Annotated in this window: 15 protein-coding genes; 9 read left to right on the top strand and 6 right to left on the bottom strand. The window is 75.5% G+C overall.

The features are described 5' to 3' along the window. Positions 1–138: 138 nt before the first annotated feature. From ABZ495_RS33050 to ABZ495_RS33060, 3 genes are read right to left on the bottom strand one after another with little or no spacing between them, the layout of a single operon-like run. Positions 139–2208 carry a prolyl oligopeptidase family serine peptidase gene (locus ABZ495_RS33050; protein ID WP_359839511.1) on the bottom strand — a complete coding sequence of 690 codons (2070 nt, stop codon included), beginning with the start codon at positions 2206–2208 and terminating at the stop codon, positions 139–141. After that, the gene (locus ABZ495_RS33055; RefSeq protein ID WP_359804787.1) at positions 2201–3643 is read right to left on the bottom strand and encodes an MFS transporter; all 1443 of its coding nucleotides are present in this window, start codon (positions 3641–3643) and stop codon (positions 2201–2203) included. The genes ABZ495_RS33050 and ABZ495_RS33055 overlap by 8 nt, the downstream gene beginning before the upstream one ends. 17 nt (positions 3644–3660) lie before the next feature. Continuing rightward, the gene (locus ABZ495_RS33060) at positions 3661–4845 is read right to left on the bottom strand and encodes a radical SAM protein (RefSeq protein WP_352290694.1); all 1185 of its coding nucleotides are present in this window, start codon (positions 4843–4845) and stop codon (positions 3661–3663) included. A 274-nt stretch (positions 4846–5119) separates the two neighbouring features. On the opposite strand from ABZ495_RS33060, the gene ABZ495_RS33065 reads away from it, so the two are divergent. Genes ABZ495_RS33065 through ABZ495_RS33080 form a run of 4 tightly spaced genes read left to right on the top strand, consistent with a single transcriptional unit; the run spans position 5120 to position 10080 of the window. After that, positions 5120–5308 (top strand): hypothetical protein, encoded by a 189-nt coding sequence (locus ABZ495_RS33065; RefSeq protein WP_359839513.1) that lies wholly within the window; start codon positions 5120–5122, stop codon positions 5306–5308. 16 nt (positions 5309–5324) lie between these two features. Beyond that, entirely contained in the window at positions 5325–8489 is a 3165-nt protein-coding gene (locus ABZ495_RS33070; protein WP_359839515.1) for an adenylate/guanylate cyclase domain-containing protein, read from the top strand. Beyond that, positions 8486–9412, top strand: a complete 927-nt coding sequence (locus ABZ495_RS33075; RefSeq protein ID WP_359839517.1) for a S8 family serine peptidase — start codon at positions 8486–8488, stop codon at positions 9410–9412. The genes ABZ495_RS33070 and ABZ495_RS33075 overlap by 4 nt, the downstream gene beginning before the upstream one ends. A gap of 32 nt (positions 9413–9444) precedes the next feature. Beyond that, entirely contained in the window at positions 9445–10080 is a 636-nt protein-coding gene (locus ABZ495_RS33080; RefSeq protein ID WP_329492380.1) for a GAF domain-containing protein, read from the top strand. A 100-nt stretch (positions 10081–10180) separates the two neighbouring features. Here the strand turns inward: ABZ495_RS33080 and ABZ495_RS33085 are convergent, their stop codons facing one another. Further along, positions 10181–11998 (bottom strand): BTAD domain-containing putative transcriptional regulator, encoded by a 1818-nt coding sequence (locus ABZ495_RS33085; protein WP_359839519.1) that lies wholly within the window; start codon positions 11996–11998, stop codon positions 10181–10183. Between the two features lie 276 nt (positions 11999–12274). On the opposite strand from ABZ495_RS33085, the gene ABZ495_RS33090 reads away from it, so the two are divergent. Continuing rightward, the gene (locus tag ABZ495_RS33090) at positions 12275–12466 is read left to right on the top strand and encodes a hypothetical protein (protein WP_329491456.1); all 192 of its coding nucleotides are present in this window, start codon (positions 12275–12277) and stop codon (positions 12464–12466) included. Positions 12467–12606: 140 nt separating this feature from the next. Continuing rightward, positions 12607–13566, top strand: a complete 960-nt coding sequence (locus ABZ495_RS33095; RefSeq protein WP_359839521.1) for a cupin domain-containing protein — start codon at positions 12607–12609, stop codon at positions 13564–13566. Positions 13567–13737: 171 nt separating this feature from the next. Here ABZ495_RS33095 and ABZ495_RS33100 read toward each other — a convergent pair whose 3' ends face one another. Further along, complete coding sequence (locus ABZ495_RS33100; RefSeq protein ID WP_359839523.1) at positions 13738–14292, bottom strand: TetR/AcrR family transcriptional regulator; 555 nt, start codon at positions 14290–14292, stop codon at positions 13738–13740. Next, on the bottom strand, positions 14289–14651 hold the full coding sequence (locus tag ABZ495_RS33105; RefSeq protein WP_359839525.1) for a DUF1304 domain-containing protein: 363 nt from the start codon (positions 14649–14651) through the stop codon (positions 14289–14291). The genes ABZ495_RS33100 and ABZ495_RS33105 overlap by 4 nt, the downstream gene beginning before the upstream one ends. A gap of 220 nt (positions 14652–14871) precedes the next feature. On the opposite strand from ABZ495_RS33105, the gene ABZ495_RS33110 reads away from it, so the two are divergent. From ABZ495_RS33110 to ABZ495_RS33120, 3 genes are all read left to right on the top strand, one after another. Further along, the gene (locus ABZ495_RS33110; RefSeq protein WP_359839527.1) at positions 14872–16410 is read left to right on the top strand and encodes a glycoside hydrolase family 64 protein; all 1539 of its coding nucleotides are present in this window, start codon (positions 14872–14874) and stop codon (positions 16408–16410) included. Positions 16411–16503: 93 nt separating this feature from the next. Next, positions 16504–17961: a glycoside hydrolase family 16 protein gene (locus ABZ495_RS33115; RefSeq protein WP_359839529.1), complete on the top strand. Its 1458-nt coding sequence runs from the start codon at positions 16504–16506 to the stop codon at positions 17959–17961. A gap of 145 nt (positions 17962–18106) precedes the next feature. Then, a partial coding sequence (locus ABZ495_RS33120) for a LacI family DNA-binding transcriptional regulator (RefSeq protein WP_359839531.1) occupies positions 18107–19117 on the top strand: 1011 nt, incomplete at its 3' end.

Consider the following 19117-nt stretch of genomic DNA (forward strand, 5'->3'; position numbering starts at 1 on the left):
CGGTCGTGTCGTCGTGGCCGCCGGTGGTGGTCCCGCGCGGATCGGTCCCGTAGCCGGCCGTGGCGAAGCTCCTGCTGCCGCGGACGGGCCCGTCGTCGCGGGAGTGACGCCCGGGGTGAGCCGCGCTGCGGCCCCCGGTCAGAAGCCCGCCGGAAGGCCGAGGCGGTCGGCGAAGAAGGCGAGGAGGTCGGCGAAGAGCGCGGTGCGGCGGGAGGCGGCGCGGGCGCCGTGGCCCGCGCCGCGTTCCAGACGGAACAGGACCGGCTGCCCGCTGCCGGTCGCGGCCTGGAGGGCGGCCGTCATCTTGCGGGCGTGCAGCGGGTCCACCCGGCTGTCGCCGTCGAAGACGGCGAACAGGACGGCGGGGTAGCGGGTGCCGGCGCGGACGTGGTGGTACGGGGAGTAGGAGAGCAGCCGGGCGAGCTGCGCCGGATCGGCGGCCGTGCCGTACTCGCCCGTCCAGCTCGGCCCGAGGCCGGAGAGTTCGTAGCGCGCCATGTCGAGCAGGGGGGCCATGCAGACCACCGCCCCGAAGCTCGCGGGCCGCTGGGTCAGGGCGGCGCCCACCAGCAGGCCGCCGTTGGAGGCGCCCCAGATGCCGAGCTGTCCGGGGGTGGTCCAGCCGGTTGTCACCAGGTGGTCGGCGGCGGCGTGGAAGTCGTCGAAGGTGTTCTGCTTCCGGTCGAGCATCCCGTCGCGGTGCCACCGCTCGCCCTCCTCGCCGCCGCCGCGCACGTTGGCGACGGCGTAGACCCCGCCGGCCCGGACCCAGGCGAGGGCCTCCGGCGCGTACCCGGGCGTCAGCGACTGGCCGAAGCCGCCGTAGCCGGTGAGGATCGCCGGCCGGGGGCGGTCCGGGCCGCCGCGCCGGGCGAGCAGGAACATCCGGACGGTGGTGCCGTCCCGGGAGGTGAAGGCGAGTCGGCGGGTTTCGAGGCCGTCGGCCGGGTCGACGGCGGGCTCGGCCACGGCGGCCCCGGGGACGGGCCAGGGCGTCACCGCACCGGTGCGGGTGTCGTAGCAGAGCACGGCCGGGGGAGTGGCGAAGTCGGTGTGGACGAACCAGGCCCGGTGGGCGTCGGTGGCGGCGACCCGGACCTTGCCGACGGTGCCCAGCGGGGGGACGGGCACCGGGCCGAGCGGCCGGCCGTCGGCCAGGTCGTGCAGGGTGACCTCGCCGACGGCGTGCCGGGTGCGGACCACCAGGGCGAGCGGGCGGTCCGGATCGGGACCGTCGAGGATCGCGAAGTCCTCCAGGACGGCCTGAGGGTCCTCCGGGATCAGTTCGGTCCAGGTGTCCGGCGTGGGGGCGCCCGGGGTGGTGACCACGACCCGGCCCCGGGGCGCGTGCAGGTCGGTGGTGAGCCAGCAGCGGCCGTCCGGCGCGGTGCCGGGGCGCAGGTGCGGCTGGGACCGCGCGTCGAGGCCCTCCTGGAGCGGGCGCAGCCGGGGCCGGTCCGGCCGGTCCTCGGTCAGGTCGGCGATCCAGAGGTCCCGGCGGGGCACCGCGCCGGCGGCGGCGCCGACGACCAGCCAGCGGCCGTCCGCACTGATCCGCACGGTGTAGTGCTGGGTCTTCGCCCGGCCGGTGCCGAAGACCACCGCGTCCTGTTCGGGGTCGGTGCCGATCAGGTGCAGCTGGACCCGGCGGTGGTACTGGCCCTCGCCCGGGTGGAGCGCGGGGTGCAGCCGGCGGACGTAGTAGAAGCCGTCGGCGTCGGGCAGCCAGGCGACGGTGCTGCGGCGGACCCGGTCGATCGGGCCGTCCAGGACGCGGCCGGTGTCGACGTCCAGGACGAAGAGGGCGGCGTTCTCGGTGCCGCCGGACGCCACCTGGTAGGCGAGCCGGCGGCCGTCCCAGGACGGCTCCCACTCCTCCAGGGTGGTGCCGCCGGTCGGGTCGAGCAGCGCCGGATCCACCAGGACCCGGACGGCGCCGGAGGGTTCGACGACGACCAGCTCGGGGTGTTCGGCGCCGGGGAGCGAGCGGATGAGGAACAGCCGCGCGCCGGCCGGGCGGGGGGCGGAGCGGGCACCGAGGCGTTCGGACAGCTCGGTGAGCCGGGCCTCGGCGCTCGCGCGCGCCCGCCAGCCGTCGGCGGCGGCGCGGTAGCGGGCGTCCTGCTTCTCCGTCCACTCCTGAACGGCCGGGTCGTCGGCGTCCTCCAGCCAGCGGTACGGGTCGGGCGGCGGCGGGCCGTCAGTCATCCGAGCTCCTCCCGGGGTCGGTGCCGGCCGGGGCGGCGGTGGGTCCGGTGCCGGGCGCGGGGGCGCGGCCGGGGACGGGCGGGGCGGCGTGCGCGACGACGGCGGGTTCCGCCGGCTGCTCCGGGTCCGCCTCCGGGGCCGGAGCCGTCCGGGTGCCCGGGGCCGGTCCGGCCTGCGCGTCCAGGTCCGGGGTGGCCGGTGGCCCGGCCGCCGGCTGCGCGTCCCCGTCGGCCGCCGGCCCGGCGGCGAGCCGTTGGGTGGTCCGCAGCGGAATCCAGCCGCCCGCGGTGACCGCCGCCGTCAGCACCGCCATCACCGCCCAGGTGCCCGCCCCGCCGAGGCCCTGCAGCAGCGCGCCGGCCGCGACCGGGCCCAGCGCGGCCAGCCCGCTGAGCAGCAGGCCGGTGGCGGCGCTGACCCGGCCGATCAGGTGCCGGGGGGTCTGCCCGAACAGGGCGTGCCCGACCACCACGCCGGCGGCCGGCGAGAGCATCATCAGCAGCGTCAGCAGGGCGGCGACCACCCCGGGCGCGAAGGTCAGCGTGAACACCGCCAGCACCGCCGTCCAGCCCGCCCCGATGCCGAGCAGGATGGTCGGCACGCTCAGCCGCTTGACGAACCACGGCGCCAGCAGGGAGCCGACGATCCCGCCGACGCCCGCGCAGGACAGCACGGGCCCGATCACCCAGCCGGAGGCCCCGTTCGCCCGCAGCTCCAGGATGACGATCACATCGATGGCGGCCGCGACCAGGTTGATGACGGCCGCGTAGACCAGGATGACGAACAGCTCGCGCCGGCGGACCAGCCAGCGGATGCCCGCCGTCAGCCCGCGGTCCTCGGCCCGCGGCTCCGCGGCCGTGGGGCGGACGGTGATCCGCCAGATCAGGGCGGCCGACACGGCGTAGGAGAGCGCGTCCACGGCGAACGGCAGCATCCGGTCGGCGGCGTAGAGGACGCCGCCCAGCGCCGGACCGGCCAGGCTGACGGCGGCTTGGAGGGCCTGGCCCATGCCCAGCGCGTCGGCGAGGTCCTCCTTAGCGACGACGTCCCGGGTGAGCACGGTGTTGGCGGGCCCGAACATCGCGGTGGCGATGCCCTCCACCGCGGCCACCAGCAGCAGTTGGGCGTAGGACGGGGAGCCCCAGAGGGCGACCAGCGGGATGGTGGCCACCGCCACCAGACGCACCAGGTCGGTCGTCAGCATGACCCGGCGCCGGTTCCACCGGTCCACCAGGCCGCCCGCCGGGAGGCGGAAGCCGAGCCTGGTCACCAGGGCGACGGTGGCGACCGCCCCGGCCTGCGCCGCGTTGCCGCCCAGGCTCAGCACCAGCAGCGGGTAGGCGATCGTCGACATCGCCGAGCCCAGGTTCGACGTGAGGTCGGCGAGGAAGGACCGCCGGAAGTCGCGGTTGGTGCGCAGCACGCCAGCCAGCATGGCCGCCCCCTCCCCGGCTACAGCCGGCCGGTGGCGTGCAGGTGGTCGAGGATCCGCGCGTCGACGTTGTCCTGGAAGCGCGTCATGACCTCGGTGTCGGCCTGCTCGTACTCGTAGCCGCAGGTCACCCAGCGGTCGGCCACCGAGCCGGTCTCCAGGTAGCCGTGGTCGACGTGTCCGACCTCGAAGCCCGGCTTGCCGGCCGACTGCCAGCTGCTGAACAGCGTGCCGTCCGCGTTGATCACGGCGCCCTCGCGGCCGCCGGGCTCGGAGCAGATCTGGCAGGTGGTCCGCATGCTCGGCTTGGCGAAGCGGTAGCCGCGTTCGAGCGCCTCGACCGCCCACTCGACGAAGCGGTCCTCCACCTGCCGGGCCCGCGCGAGGTCGTTGCGGTACCCGATCCCGGAGTCGCCGACCCAGGCGTAGGTGAACGTGCACCGGCTCGGGTCGACCTTGCCGTCGAGCTGGCCGAAGAGCGCGCCGATCCGGTCCACGTTGTGGTGGGAGACGTTCACCCGGAAGTTCCAGGAGAGCCGGGTGGCCTCGGTGGCCGCCGCCACGTTGGCGACGATGGTGTCGAAGGTGCCCCCGCCGGCGTGCGTGACCCGGGTCGCGTCGTGGTCCTCCCGGCTGCCGTCGAAGGTGATCTGTACCGCGCGCAGCCCGGCGGCGCCGAGCTGGACGGCCCGCCGCCCGGTCAGCAGCACGCCGTTGGTGGTCATGGCGGCGGTGGCGAGCCCCAGGGGCGTGCAGCGCTCCAGCAACTCCACGCAGCCGCGCGGGTTGAGCAGCGGCTCGCCGCCGAACAGCAGCAGGTAGAGCCGGTCCAGGCCGGCCTGCGCCATCCGCTCGGCGGTGAAGTCCACGATCCGGTCGATGGTCCGGGTGTTCAGCCGGCGGAGGTTGATCCGGGGCGGGCGGTGGCCGCCCTTCGGGTCCTGGCCGGTGTTCTGGAAGCAGTAGCCGCAGCCGAGGTTGCAGGCCGTGCTGGTCAGTACCGTCAGCGCGAAGGACTTCGCGGTCCGCTCCCGGTACGCGCCCGCGTCGCGCAGGAACTCGTCGATGTCCGGCCGCACCCGGCCGTCGGCCGCGACGTGCTCCGGTTTGAGCAGGGTCCACGTCCGGTTGCCGATGAACCACCAGCCGCGGTCGCTCCTGATCAGGCGGGGCGCGTCCACCTCGTCCAGCCGGGTGCCGATCATTGCTCTCCCTGGGGTCGGCGGGAAACGGCCGCCGTCGGCGGGCCCTGACAGCGCGAGGCTAGGCAGCCGTGGTTTGCCGCCGGTATGCGACAGGTTGACGGGCAGCTTCCGGCCGGGCCGGACGGCCGGCGCGTCCACCGTCCGGCCCGGGTCGGGCGGCCGGGGCGCCGACGGGGGCATACCGGACGTAAACCGAACCCCAACTGGCCGCTCCTAGGCTCATGGCGACGACCAGAACGCCTGACCTCGACGTCATGGAAGAGGGCTGATCGACGTGCCCGAGCCGACCCCCGCCGACCTGCCCCCCGACCTGTCGGACGCCCTGCTCGACGACCTGTCGGACCTGCCCGACACCCTCCCGGGCGCCGCGCCGGCCGACGACGAACCGGAGGTCGTCCTGCACTCCGCGGACGGGGACGACGGCGAAGCCCCCTGGTGCATAGGCAACATGACGGCGTACTGACCGGAGGGCCCCACCGATGAGCTGCCCGTCCTGCGCCACGGAACTCCCCGCGGACGCGCGATTCTGCGCCCGATGCGGCACCCCGGTCACCCCCCCGACCCCGGCGGCCGAGGAACGCCGGGTCGTCACCGTGCTGTTCTGCGACCTCGTCGGATCGACCGAGCTGTCCGGCCAGCTCGACGTCGAGGTGCTCCGGTCGATCCTGCTGCGCTACTACGAACTGATGGAACGTCAGATCGACTCCCGTGGCGGGATCGTGGAGAAGTTCATCGGCGACGCCGTGATGGCCGTCTTCGGCCTCACCGCGACCCAGGAGGACGACGCGCGCCGGGCGCTGGAGACGGCGGCGGACATGCTGACCGCCCTCGACGGCCTCAACACCCAGCTGGAGCGCGACCACCGGGTCCGGCTCGGGGTCAGGATCGGCGTGCACACCGGTGAGGTGGTCACCACGGCCGATCCGGCCAGGCGGCAGGCGCTGGTCTCCGGCGAGGTGGTCAACGTCGCCGCCCGGCTGGAGCAGGCCGCCGGCCCCGGCGAGATCCTGCTCAGCGCGCAGACCTGGCGGGCCTGCGGTTCCGGGCTGACCGTCGCCGAGGTCGGCCCGGTCGAGCTGAAGGGCGTGGCCGGGCCGATCGAGGCCGGCCGCCTGCTGGGCCTCTCCGAGCCCGAGCGCGCGCCCCGCTCCGACGTGCCCTTCGTCGGCCGCGAACGCTACCTCAGCGAACTCGACCTGGCCTGGCGGCGGGTGGCCGAGGAGAGCGACGTCCACGTCCTCACCCTGCTCGGGGAGGCGGGCATCGGGAAGACCCGCCTGGTCGACGAATGGCTGCGCCGCTCGGCCCCCGCCGCGGAGGCGGTCGGCACCGGCCGCTGCCGGGCGGCCGGCACCGGCGGCTCGCTGCACGCGCTCGCCGAGTGCGTCGCCCCGCTGGCCGAGGAGGCCGGGCGGCACGCGCTCGACGGTTCGGCCACCGCCGCCGCGCTGGCCCTGCTGCGCACCGGGCTGCTGCTGGACGGCACCCCGGCCCCCTCCGAGGACGACACCTGCGCGGCGGTCGCCCACGTGCTCACGGTGCGCACCGGCGACCACCCGATGCTGCTCGTCGTCGACGACCTGCACTGGGCCGACCAGCCCTTCCTCGCCCTGCTCGACCGGCTGGTGGAGGACCTGCGCCGGCTGCCCATCCTGGTGCTCTGCCTGGCCCGCCCGGAGCTGATGGACTCCTGCCCCGGCTGGGGAACGGGCCGGGCGAACTCGACCACGGTGACCGTCACCGGCCTCTCCCCGGCGGACTCCACCGTCCTCGCCGCCCACCTGGTCGACCTCGCCCTGCACAGCCCGGCGGCCACCGAGCAGATCGTGGCCCAGGCCGACGGCAACCCGCTCTACCTGGAACAGCTCGCCGCGACGGTCGAGGAGGCGGGCGGCACCGAGGGCCTGCCGCCCAACCTGCACGCGCTGCTCGCCGCCCGGATCGACCGGCTGGACGAGGCGGACCGGACCGTGCTGCGCCAGGCCTCGGTGGTGGGGCGCGAGTTCGACGCCGAGGACCTCGGCGCCCTGGCCGGCGAGCCCGGGCTGCCGGCCGTGAGCACGGCGGTGCTGCGCACCCTGACCCGGCGCGGCCTGGTGAAGCCGATGCGCCGGCCGTTCGGTGCCGGCGCCGCCTACTGCTTCGTCAACGGCGTGACCCAGCGGGTCGCCTACGAGGGGCTCACCAAGGTCCGGCGCGGCGAACTCCACGAGCGCTACGCCGAGTACCTGCTGCGCGCCGGGCGCCCGGACGCGCTGGTCGGCACCCATCTGGAGCAGGCCTACCGGTACCGCAGCGCGGTCGGCCGCCGCACCGAGCGCAATCCGCTGCTGCGCCGGCGGGCGCTGCGCCACCTGGCCCGGGCCGGCGTCGGCGCGCTCGGCCGGGTCGACCTGCCGTGGGCGCTCACCCTCCTCCAGCGGGCCGCCGACCTCGCCGACCCGGGCGACCAGGGCCGGCCCGAGGTGCTGCAACGGCTGGGCGAGGTGCTGCTGGCACTCGGCCGCTCCGACGAGGCGCGCGAGGTGCTGGTCCGCGCCGTGGCGGAGGCCGGCGAGCACGGCGCGGCGGGAACGGCCGCCCACGCCCGGCTGCACCTCGCCGCGTGCGAACACGACGACGCCGCGCTGGAACGGGCGGCGGTCGACGGCCTGACGGTCTTCCGGGCCTGCGGCGACGAACTCGGCATGGCCCGCAGCCGCCTGGTGCTCGCCGGGTCCTGCCAGCGGCGCGGGCAGCACGGCGAGGCGGTGGCGGCGCTCGGCCACGCCCTCACCCACTCGCTCGCCGCGGCGGCCGACCGGGAGCTCGCCAACACCCTGGGCGCGACCGGGCTCTCGCTCTGGCACGGCCCGGAGCCGGCGCCGTCCGCCGCCGCCCGGTGCGAGGACCTGCTGGCCACCCACGGCGCCGACCGGCTGGCCGTGCAGGTCACGCTCGGGTTCCCGCTCACCGTGCTGCACGCCCTCCAGGGCCGGTCCGACCGGGCCGCCGAGTGCCTGGCCGACGTCCGGCGCGCGATGGCGGCGCTCGCCTACGGCGAGGGCGCGGTGTTCGGGCCGCTGCTCGACGGCACGCTCGCCGCGCTGGCGGACCGGCCGGAGCAGGCGCAGGCGGCCCTGCGCGAGGCGCTGGACGCGGCCCGGGCCCTCAACGCGGGCGGCCTGGTCCGCACCACCGCGCTCGAACTGGCCCGCGCCCAGCTCGCGGCGGGCCAGTGGCGCCGGGCCGCCGAGCTGGTGGAGGACCTGACGGTCGCCGACGCGCACCCGGTGGTGCAGGCCAACCGGTACGGCGTCCAGGCCAGGATCCGGGCGCTCGGCGGCGAGCATCCGCAGGCCCTCGCGCTGGCCCGGCGGGCCGTGCTGCTCGCCCACCGCACCGACTCGCCGGCCGACCAGGCGACCGCCTGCCTCGACCTCGCGTACACCCGTGCCCTGGTCGGCCGGCCGAAGCAGGCCCGGGCGGCGCTGCTGGCCGCGCGGCGCCGCTTCGAGGCGAAGGGGCACCTGGTCGGCGCGGCCCGGACCGGGCTGCTGGCGGAGGAGCTCGGCCTGGCCCGGGAACCCGGCCGGGAGCAGGACCGCGGGCCGGGCGGGGCGGACGGGCCGGACGGGCCGGCGAGAGAGGGGAGTAGCCGATGACCGCCACCGGGACCGGTTCCGCCCCGGGCACCGCCGACCGGACCGCCGCCACCGGCCGGACCGGTACCGTCACCGGCCGGACGGGTGGCGCCGACCGGACCAACACCGCCACCCGGGCCACCACGCTGACCTGGAACCTGCTCGACCGCCGCCCCGCCGACATCCCCGTCGCCACCTCCGAGACCGTGCCCGTCACGCCCGACTGGGCGTACGGCGGCGCGGACGGCAGCGGCGTCCGGGTCTGCGTCGTCGACAGCGGCGTCGAGGCGGGCCATCCGCTGGTCGGCGAGGTGGCCGCCTCGCACGCCGTGGTCGGGCGCGACGGCGGCCTGACGGTGGAACGGGTGGAGCCGATGGACACCTGCGGCCACGGCACGGCCTGCGCCAGCATCGTCCGGCGGGTGGCCCCCGGCTGCGAACTGCACAGCGTCCGGATCCTCGGCGAGAACGGCGGCGGGACGGGGGCCGCCCTGCTCGCCGGGCTGAGCTGGGCCATCGAGCAGCGCTTCGACGTGATCAACCTGAGCCTGTCGACCTCGCGCCCGCAGTTCAGCCAGGTGCTGCGGGAGATGGCCGACGACGCCTACTTCAACCGCTCGGTGATCGTCGCCTCGGCGCACAACTCCCGGATCGAGAGCTTTCCCTGGCGGTTCTCCTCGGTGATCTCGGTCGGCAGCCACGCCGAGGACGACTCGGACCTCGTGCTCTACAACCCGGACCCGCCGGTGGAGTTCTTCGCCCGGGGGCAGGCGGTGCAGGTCGCCGGGCCGAACGGCAGCACCACCCGCAACACCGGCAACAGCTTCGCGGCGCCGCACGTCACCGGACTGAGCGCGCTCATCCTCGGCAAGCACCCTCGTCTGACGAGCTTCGAGCTGAAGACGATCCTCTACCTGACGGCAGCCAACGTGCGGGGAGTGTGAGATCCATGGACCAGTCGGCGGACTCCACGGCGATGATCGCGGCGATCTCGGGCGCCCTGGCCGATCCCGGCCCGGACGACCGCGAACTGCTGTCCTCCATCGTGCGGGTGGCACGTTCGATCTTCGGCGCCGCCGCCAGCTCGATCTTCCTGTTCGACCGGGAGGAGGACCAGCTGGTCTTCGAGGCCGTCTCCGGGGAGGGCGAGGACTTCCTGGTCGGCACCAGGTTCCCGGCGCACCGGGGGATCGCCGGCTGGGTCGCCGACACCGGGGAGCCGGTGACGGTCGACGACCTGCGCGGCAGCGCGATCTTCGCCCAGGACCTCGCGGAGCGGACCCGCTACGTGCCGGACGCGATCATGGCGGCCCCGGTCGTCCACCGGGACGAGATCCTCGGCGTGATCCAGGTGCTCGACCCGCACCCGCAGTCCCGCTCCAGCCTGGCCGACCTGGACCTGCTGGTGGCCTTCGCGGGCCAGGCCGGGCTCGCCCTGCACGGCCTGGTCCGCAGCCGGGCGGCCCGCAGCGCGCTGGCCCTCGGCGGTGCGGAGTTCGAGCGGCTGGCCGGCATCGTCCAGGTCCTCGGCGCGCTGGCGCCCGAGCAGCGGGCCAGCGGGCTGCGGCTGGTCGAGTCCCTGCACGAGGTGCTCGCCGCGATGGCGCGCTGACCGGACGGCGGGGTCGCGGGGCGGCGGGGCGGCGCGCTGGCCGGGCGGCGAGGCCGTCCCGGTCATCGGCACCGGCCCGCCACCCGGTCTCGTCCAGGTCTCAGCAGCCGCCCGGCAGCGGACCCGGGCCGCGGTGCAGGGCGGCGGCGTACCGGTGGGCCAGCCTCGGCATGCGGTAGCGGACGGCGTGCGCCCGCACCTCGTCGTCCTCGGCCACCGTGACCAGATGGGCCTCGATGAGCTCCTCCACGATCCGCTCGGCCGGCTCCGCGAGGCCGCCCAGCGCCGCCAGCAGCACTGCCTGGTCGAAGGCCGGCCCCGGCAGGGCGCCGAGCGCGCCGAGCGCCGCCCGCTGCTGCGGATCCAGCCCCCGGTGGAACCGGCGGTAGCCGTCCTGGACGGAGCAGCCCCCGACCGAGAGCTCGTGGGGTCCGGCGGGCAGCCGGCCCAGCTGCTCCGCGTACTCGGACAGCGAGAGGTGCCGCAGCGTGGTGAGCTTGGCGGCCAGCGCGCGGACGACCAGCGGGGAGAGCCCGTACACCTCTTGAAGGCGGCGCAGCGTCCGGTCCGCGTCCACGAGCCGCCGCTCGTCGAGCACGCGCGCCAGGAGCTCGCGGGCCTCGCCGGGGGTGAACTCGTCGAGTTCGATGCGGTGGACGCACTCCAGGCCGCTGAGCCGGCGGGCCGAGGTGACCAGCGTGCGGGTCGGCCCGCGGCCCGGCAGCAGGCGGCGGACCTGGGACTCGCCGGTCGCGCCGTCGAGGACGAGGAGGACCTGCCGGTCGGCGATCCAGGACCGCCACAGGGCCAGCGCCGCGGTCTCCTCCCGGGGCGGGGTGAGGTCGAGACCGGTGCTCCGCAGCAGCTCGGTCAGTACCTCGTGCCAGTCGCGCGGGGTTCCGTCGGGGTGTCCCAGCGGGACGAAGACCTGGCCGTCCGCGAAGCGGTCGGCGATCCGGTGGCCGACGTGGACGGCCAGCGCCGTGGTGCCGACCCCCGGCGGGCCCGACACCGCCGTCACGTCGGTACATCGGGCCCCGCCGGTGAAGGCCGCCACCGCCGCCTCGACCTCGTCCCGGCGGCCGACGAAGTCCGCCAGGTCCCGGGGGAGTTGGGAGGGCCTGGCGTGCTCGCGCGGCCGGTCGCGGCCCGGCCGGGCCGATCCCCCGCCGGCCAGGATCGCCCGGTAGGCCTGCTGCAGCACGGGGCTGGGGTCGAGGCCCAGCTCCCGGGCGATGTACTGCCGGTGCTGCTCGAAGCAGGCGAGCGCCTGCCGCCGCCCGCCGACCTGGTCGAGCGCCGTCATGTGCAGCACGATCAGCCGCTCGCGGAACGGATGCCGGGCGGTCAACTCGGCCAGCCGGTCCAGCAGTCCGAGCGCCCGGCCGGCCTCCACCTCCAGCTCGGCCCAGTCCTCGTACACCGCGAGGAAGCGGTCGGCGAGCCGCTCCGACTCGCGGGCCGCGAACGAGCTGCCGAGCAGGTCGACCAGGGGCCGGTCCTGCCAGAGCCGTACCGCCTCGCCGAACAGCGCCGACGCGCCGGCCGGGTGGCCCGCCCGCTGCGCCTGCCGCCCGGCCGCCGCGAGTTCGTCGAACCGCAGCAGGTCCGACTCCTCGGAGGTCACCGTCAGGGTGTAGCCGTACGGCACGTGGCCGATCCGGTCCCGCAGGACCTTGCGCAGGGCGGAGACGTACACCTGGAGGTTCTTGCGCGCCGTCCGGGGCTGGTCGCCGTCCCAGAGCGCGTCGATGAGCTGGTCGACCGACAGCACGGTGTTCGCCCGGCACAGCAGCGCGGCCAGGAGTAATCGCTGTTTGTACGGGCCGAGTTCGAGCAGGTCGTCGCCGGACCGGACCTGTAGCGGCCCGAGCATCGTGAAACGCAGCGTTCTTTCCGCACCGGTGTTCCCGGTCATATGGCCCCTCCCCCAGAGCGCGCCACGCGATGGGCACAGGTCGGGCCGGCCCGATCGGGGCCGGTCGCCCCTCGTCTGTACTCCGACGGGTAGCTTCGCCGAGAAGAGGATGTCTGGCAAGGACGCGGTGAGCGATTGGTGAACAGCGGTGCCCGGGGGTCGAGAGGGACAGGACAAGCTGCCAGGAAGCCACGCACATACCGGAGTTCAACCGCCCGCTCCTAGCGTCGCACTGTGACGTCGGCCGACGTCCGAGCGCGAGCGAGAGGAGTTCCGATGTCCGACGAGGTGCAGGCACACAGCGTGGGCGGCGACGACGAGGACCTGGCGGGCTGCGGGATCCAGTTCAACGCCAGTGCCGTGGACGACGAGGTCCAGGCCCACAGCGTGGGCGAGGACGACGAGGACCTGGCGGGCTGCGGGATCCAGTTCAACGCCAGCGCCGCGGACGGCCCCGCCGGCGTCTAGCCCGACGCTTCGTCATCGGCCGACTCGCCGCCGGGCCGGACCACCCCGGCGGGACGAGGCCGGGCCGGTCTGTGCGGGTGCAACCGCGCAGGCCGGCCGTCGCCTTCCCGCCCGGCACCCGACCACCCTGTGAGGCCTCCGTGGACAGTCTGCTCCGGCTCGTGGACGACCTGCCGACGCTCGAAACCGCTTGGGAGTGCGAGCCGTTCGTCAGCACCGGGCTGGGCGACCTCGGTGACGTGTTCTCCCTGGAGACCGCCGAGCGGCTGATCCACAGCAGCCTGCCGATGAGCGCGGTACGGCTCTTCCGTGACGGCAAGCTGGTGCCACCGGAGCTCGTCCTGCGCAACCGGGGGAGCAACCCGCGGAGCCGCGAGAAGCTCGCCGACGGCACCAAGGTCGCCGAGCAGGTGGCCGGCGGCGCGACCCTGACCCTGGAGGAGCTCCAGAACCACAGCCCGGAGGTGGCGCGCTTCGCCGCCGAGGTGGCCCGCGAGACCGGCTACGAGGCCGACTGCACCGCCTTCCTGACGCCGCCTCGGGCCCGGGGCGCGGCGCCGCACTTCGACCTGGTGGGCATCTTCCTTCGGCAGCTCCACGGCTCCAAGCGCTGGCGGGTGAGCGCCCCCGTGCGGCGGCTGCCGAGCCGGGCCCGCCCGGTGGCCCCGTCCGAGGTCGGCGAACCGGTGCTCGACGTCGTCCTCAAGGAGGGCGAGTGCCTCTACCTGCCGCGCGGCTTCGTGCACGTCGGCGACACCACGGACGAGCCGTCGCTGCACCTGTCGATCGGCCTGCGCGGCGTCACCTGGGAGCGGGTCCTGCGCAGCCTGCTGGCCGGGGCGGGGGAGCGGTTCGAGCCGCTGCGCGAGGTGCTGCCGCCGGCCTTCTCGGACCTCGACCGGGAGGCCCTGTACCGCGAGCGCGTCGAGCTGCTGGCGAAGCACCTGGCGGACGCCGACTGGTCCCGGATCTCGCTGGAGGGCCTGCGGGCCGAGCAGCCCCCGGCCGCGCCCGCCCCGGGCAGTCTGGCGGCCTCGCTGCGCCGGCCCGCCGCCGCGGAGCCCGCGCCCGAGGCCGCCGAGCCCCCGCCGGCGGCCTGACCGGTGCCGGATCGCCCGCCGGCCGCCTGACCGGCGCCCGGATCGCCCGCCGGCCGCCTGACCGGTGCCCGCATCGCCCGCCGATCTCGGCCCGCCGCCGCGGAGCCGGCGCCCGAGGCCGCCGAGCCCCCGCCGGCCGCCTGACCGGTGCCCGCATCGCCCGTCGGCCGGTCAGCCGAACGGGGTGCGGTGCAGCGAGATCAGCAGGCGCCAGCTGTGCGCGGCGAGCTCGTCGGCGGTGGCGGGCAGCAGGGCGTGCAGCCAGTCCGCGAGCAGCGCCGTGAAGGTCGCCGCGACGGCGGTGGCGACCAGCCCGGCGTACGGCGCGCCGGCCAGCTCCCGCTCGGTGCGGCTGCGCTCCCGGAGTTCGCGGTGGAGCAGCTCGCCCAGCGGTCCGGCGCCGCCGGGCAGCAGCAGCGAGCGGTAGACCGCCGCGTGCCGCTCGACCTCCGTGAGGAACGCGCCGAGGGCGGGCGGCGGTGCGGCCGGGTCCGGGATGCCGCGCCAGGCGTGCAGGGCGTCCACGGCGTCCCGGACGACCTCCGCGCAGGCGTCCACCGCGAGCGCCCGCAGGTCCTCGTAGTGGAGGTAGAAGGTCGCCCGGCCGACGCCCGCGCGCCGGACCACGGCGGCCACGCCGACCTCGGCCAGCGGGCGCTCGGCGCACTCGGCGAGCAGGGCCTCGCGCAGCCGGGCGCGGGTGCGGTCGGCCCGTGCGTCGGTCATCCGGCGACCAGCACCGCGGCCAGCGCGAGCGCGCCGGGCAGGGCCTGGGCGAACAGGATCCGGCGGTTGGCGGTCGCCGCCCCGTACAGGCCCGCGACCACCACGCAGGACAGGAAGAAGACCTGGACGCGGAAGCCGGTCGGGTCCGCCGCGATCAGGCCCCAGACCAGGCCGGCGGCCAGGAAGCCGTTGTAGAGGCCCTGGTTGGCGGCCAGCGGCGCGGTGGCCCGGGCCATCTCCGGGTCGAAGCCGGAGAGCTTGCGCCCGGGAGCCCGCTCCCAGAGGAACATCTCCAACACCAGGATGTATCCGTGCAGTGCGGCCACCAGGCCCACCAGTGTGCTCGCGACGATGCCCATGACGGGGCCCCTTTCTGGACTGTTGTCCAGCAATCATAGACACATGTCCAGGAACTCGCCGCAGGCCTTCCCTTCACAAGGTGAAGTCACAAAGCCCACAAGGAAGTTCCACCGCTTCGTCTCTTGACCGCCGTCCGGCGGGGCGAGACAGTGTGTCGACGCTTGAGAGCGCTCTCACGCGGTGCCCCCGCCTTGCCACCGCCGAGGGAAAGGCATCCCCATGACGGCCACCCCACCCCTGCCCGGCCCCGCCCGCGGAGCCGCGCCCCGCCATCGAGCGCCCCGCCACCGCGGCGCCGTCGCGGTCCTCACCGTGCTCGCCCTGCTGCTCGCCGGTCTGTGGACGGCGGCCGGCGCGCGGGCGGCCACCGACTACACCCAGTCGGCGGCCACGGTCGCCCCCGGCGCGGTCCTCTTCGCCTTCACCCCGGCCGTGCCCGCCGCCCTGGTCGACGTCCACTACCGGCCCGCCGCCGACGGCCAGCAGAACGTCCGGATGACGGCGGGCGCGAGCCGGTGGGAGACGACCGCCACCGGCCTGGCGGCCGGGACCGTCCTGGAGTACTGGTTCACCTACGAGAAGGCCGGACCGCTCTACGACACCCCGCACTTCACGGTGACCGTCGGCGCGGGCGGCTCGACCGGCGGCGGGGCGACGGGCAGCTTCCCGCTCACCTTCGTGAACAACACCCGGGGAGCCTTCAGCGACGCCCAGGTCTACGTGACCGTGCTCGGCATGGTTACCCCCGGCCAGTGGTCCTACCTGCGGCCCGACGGCACGACGGCGCACATCGACCACCGCGCCGCGCAGGCCCCGGGGCACCTGACCAAGAACGGCGTCGACTACCCGAACATGTCCTTCACGCTCGACCGGGCCGCCACCGTCCCCTCCCCGGCCGCCATCCGCGGCGGCCGCGTCTACATCTCGCTCGGCTCGCCGCTGTACATCCCCGTCTCGCCCGACGACCAGGGCTGGGGCGGGCCGGACCCGCGCAACCCCGCCGACCCGAACAACGACGTCTCCTACGACTGGTACGAGTACACCTACGTCCACGGCGAGGTCCCGTTCGGCGGCAACACCACCCAGGTGGACGGGTTCGGCTTCCCGATGACCGCCCGGCTGCGGCAGACCGCCAGCGGCTACGACTCCACCGAGGGCATCACCCGCACCCGCGCCGAGGTGATGGCCGGCTACGCGGCGGCCGTCGGGCCCGCCTTCCGCGCGCTGCAGGGCACCTACCGCATCACCGCCCCGCGGTCGTCCGCCCTGTTCCAGGCGGGCGGCGCGCAGCAGGGCTACCTCCAGCCGGCCATCGACCGGTTCTGGTCGGCCTTCAGCGCACGGCAGTTCACCCTCACCCGGCTCGGCGAGACGTTCACCGGGCGGGTCACCGGCGACACCCTGACCTTCACCAAGAACGGGGCCGGACCGTTCCACCTGGCCAAGCCCGCCTCGCCGGACGTGATGGCCTGCGCGGGCCCGCTCGCCGCGGGCGGCGACACCGAGAAGCAGCTCGGCGCGGAGCTGTGCGCGGCCCTCCAGCGCGGCGTGGCGCTCACTCCGGCGGACTGGTACCGGCCCGCGGCCTACTACCGCGGCGCCGACGCCGCGAACGACTACGCGGGGTACCTGCACGGCATCAGCCTCGGCGGCCGCTCCTACGCCTTCCCCTACGACGACATCAACGACCAGTCGTCCGTCCAGATCCTCGGCAACGCGGCTCCGCCTACCGGGCTGACCCTCGGTATCGGCTGGTAGTCCGGGCCGGCGGGCGGGGCCGCGCGGCCCCGCCCCGGCGCTCCCACCGCACCGTCACCCCCACGACCGTCCCCCCCACGGAGGTGCACCACCGTGTCCGGAACGAACACCCCACCCGCGACCACCGCCACCCGCAGACGGCGCCCGCGCCGCGCACTGACCACCGTGCTGACCGCCGCCGGCGCGGCCACCGCGCTCTGCGTGGCGCTGCTCGGCACCGCCACGGCCGCCGTCCCGCCCGCGCCCGCCGGCTGGACCACCGTCTGGAGCGACGACTTCGGCGGCGCCGCCGACACCCTGCCGGCGGCCGCCGACTGGATCGTCGACACCGGCACCAGCTACCCCGGCGGCGCCGCCAACTGGGGCACCGGCGAGGTCCAGAGCTACACCGCGAACACCGCCAACCTCCGCCAGGACGGCGCCGGGAACCTGCGCATCACTCCGATCCGGGACGCCGCCGGCAACTGGACCTCCGGCCGGATCGAGACGAGGCGCAGCGACTTCGAACCGCCCGCCGGCGGGAAGCTGCGGATCGAGTCCCGGATCCAGATGCCGAACGTGACCGGCCCGGCCGCCGACGGCTACTGGCCGGCCTTCTGGACGCTGGGCGCGCCGTACCGCGGCAACTACTGGAACTGGCCGACCATCGGCGAGTTCGACCTGATGGAGAACGTCAACGGCGTCAACCAGGTCTGGGGGACCCTGCACTGCGGCGGCAACCCGGGCGGCCCGTGCAACGAGACCACCGGCCTCGGCGCCGTGCACGCCTGCCCGGGCTCGGCCTGCCAGGGCAACTTCCACACCTACGCGCTGGAATGGGACCGCAGTGTCAGCCCGCAGCAGCTGCGCTGGTACGTCGACGGCGTGCAGTTCCACTCCGTCACCTCGGCCCAGATGGACGCCGCCACCTGGGACGCGGCCACCGCGCACGGGCACTTCATCCTGCTGAACGTCGCGATGGGCGGGGCCTTCCCCGACCCGGTGGCGGGTCACCGGACGCCCACCGCCGCGACCGCCTCCGGCGTGCCGATGCTGGTCGACTACGTCGCGGTCTACCGCTCGGGCGGCGGCACCACGCCGCCGACCACGCCGCCGCCGACCACCGCGCCGCCGACCACGCCGCCCCCCGGCGGCACCGGGAGCGCGTACGGCACCATCCAGGCCGAGGCCTACGGCGGGCAGTCGGGGACGGCCCGGGAGGCCACCACCGACAGCGGCGGCGGCCAGAACCTCGCCGCGCTCGCCAATGGCGACTGGGCGCTGTACCCGGGCGTCGACTTCGGGACGGCCCCGGCCCGGCAGTTCAAGGCGCGGGTGGCCTCGGGTGCGGCGGGCGGCGTCAGCGGACTGGTCGAGGTCCGCCTCGACAGCCGGACCGCCGCGCCGATCGGCTCCTTCGCCGTGGCCAACACGGGTGGCTGGCAGAGCTGGACGACCGTCCCGGCGAACATCGCCGCGACCACCGGCAGGCACGACGTCTACCTGACCTTCACCAGCGGGCAGCCGGCCGACTTCGTCAACGTCAACTGGTTCACGTTCAGCACCACCTGACCCGGGGTGCCGGGCGGTGGCGGGCGGCAGTCGCCCGCCACCGCTCCGGCGTGCCCGCCCGAGTGATCTGGGAGCGCTCTCAGCGACGGCCGACCGACCCGCTAGGCTCTGGGGACGAAGCGTTCACGCGCGAGAGGAGCCCACGGTGCCGGAGCAGTCGCCGCGTCCGACGCTGGAGTCGGTCGCCGAACGGGCCGGGGTCTCCCGGGCCACGGCGTCGCGGGTGGTGAACGGCGGGGAGGGCGTCCGCGAGGCCCTGCGGGAGAAGGTCCGACGGGCCGTCGACGAGCTCGGCTACGTCCCGAACCCGGCCGCCCGGACGCTGGTCACCCGGCACAACCGGGCGGTCGCCGTGGTGGTGGCCGAGCCCGGCAGCCGGCTCTTCTCCGACCCGTTCTTCGCCCAGCAGCTGCGCGGCATCGGCCGCGAGCTGTCGGCCGCCGACCACCAGATGGTCCTGATGATGGTCGAGGACCAGCACGACTACGAGCGGGTCGGCCGCTACCTGGCCGGCGGGCACGTGGACGGCGCGCTGCTGTTCTCGCTGCACCAGCCGGACCCGCTGCCCGCCATGGCGCGCAAGGTCGGGCTGCCCTTCGTGGTGGGCGGCCGGCCGGGCTGGCCGGGCGCCGATTCCGACCACGACCTGGTCTACGTGGACAGCGACAACCGGGGCGGCGCCCGACTGGCGGTCGGCCACCTGCGGGCCCTGGGGCGCACGGCCATCGCCACCGTCACCGGCCCGCTCGACCAGACCTCCTCGATGGACCGGCTGGACGGCTACCGGGACGTGCTGCCCGACGGCGACCCGGCGCTGATCGCCGAGGGGGACTTCACCCCCGACGGCGGCGGCCGGGCGATGGCCGAACTGCTGGCCCGCCGACCCGACCTGGACGCGGTGTTCGCGGCCTCCGACGCGATGGCCTCGGGCGCGCTGCGGGTGCTGCGCGAGGCCGGCCGCCGGGTGCCGGAGGACGTCGCCGTGGTGGGCTTCGACGACGTCGAGTCGATCGCGGCCTGGACGGAGCCGCCGCTGACGACGGTGCGCCAGGACATCGAGGAGATGGGCCGCTTGATGGCCGGGCTGCTGCTGCGCCGGCTCGCCGGTGCCGGTGCCGGTGCCGGTGCCGGTGCCGGTGCCGGTGCGCGGCCCGGG

Source organism: Kitasatospora sp. NPDC005748, assembly GCF_040630735.1.
In the GTDB taxonomy this organism is placed as follows: Bacteria; Actinomycetota; Actinomycetes; order Streptomycetales; family Streptomycetaceae; genus Kitasatospora.

Excerpts from the sequence above, each read along its gene's own strand:
- ABZ495_RS33050 (WP_359839511.1), bottom strand. The coding sequence starts at position 2,208 with ATGACTGACGGCCCGCCGCCGCCCGACCCGTACCGCTGGCTGGAGGAC.
- ABZ495_RS33055 (WP_359804787.1), bottom strand. The coding sequence starts at position 3,643 with ATGCTGGCTGGCGTGCTGCGCACCAACCGCGACTTCCGGCGGTCCTTC.
- ABZ495_RS33060 (WP_352290694.1), bottom strand. The coding sequence starts at position 4,845 with ATGATCGGCACCCGGCTGGACGAGGTGGACGCGCCCCGCCTGATCAGG.
- ABZ495_RS33070 (WP_359839515.1), top strand. The coding sequence starts at position 5,325 with ATGAGCTGCCCGTCCTGCGCCACGGAACTCCCCGCGGACGCGCGATTC.
- ABZ495_RS33075 (WP_359839517.1), top strand. The coding sequence starts at position 8,486 with ATGACCGCCACCGGGACCGGTTCCGCCCCGGGCACCGCCGACCGGACC.
- ABZ495_RS33080 (WP_329492380.1), top strand. The coding sequence starts at position 9,445 with ATGATCGCGGCGATCTCGGGCGCCCTGGCCGATCCCGGCCCGGACGAC.
- ABZ495_RS33085 (WP_359839519.1), bottom strand. The coding sequence starts at position 11,998 with ATGACCGGGAACACCGGTGCGGAAAGAACGCTGCGTTTCACGATGCTC.
- ABZ495_RS33090 (WP_329491456.1), top strand. The coding sequence starts at position 12,275 with ATGTCCGACGAGGTGCAGGCACACAGCGTGGGCGGCGACGACGAGGAC.
- ABZ495_RS33100 (WP_359839523.1), bottom strand. The coding sequence starts at position 14,292 with ATGACCGACGCACGGGCCGACCGCACCCGCGCCCGGCTGCGCGAGGCC.
- ABZ495_RS33105 (WP_359839525.1), bottom strand. The coding sequence starts at position 14,651 with ATGGGCATCGTCGCGAGCACACTGGTGGGCCTGGTGGCCGCACTGCAC.
- ABZ495_RS33110 (WP_359839527.1), top strand. The coding sequence starts at position 14,872 with ATGACGGCCACCCCACCCCTGCCCGGCCCCGCCCGCGGAGCCGCGCCC.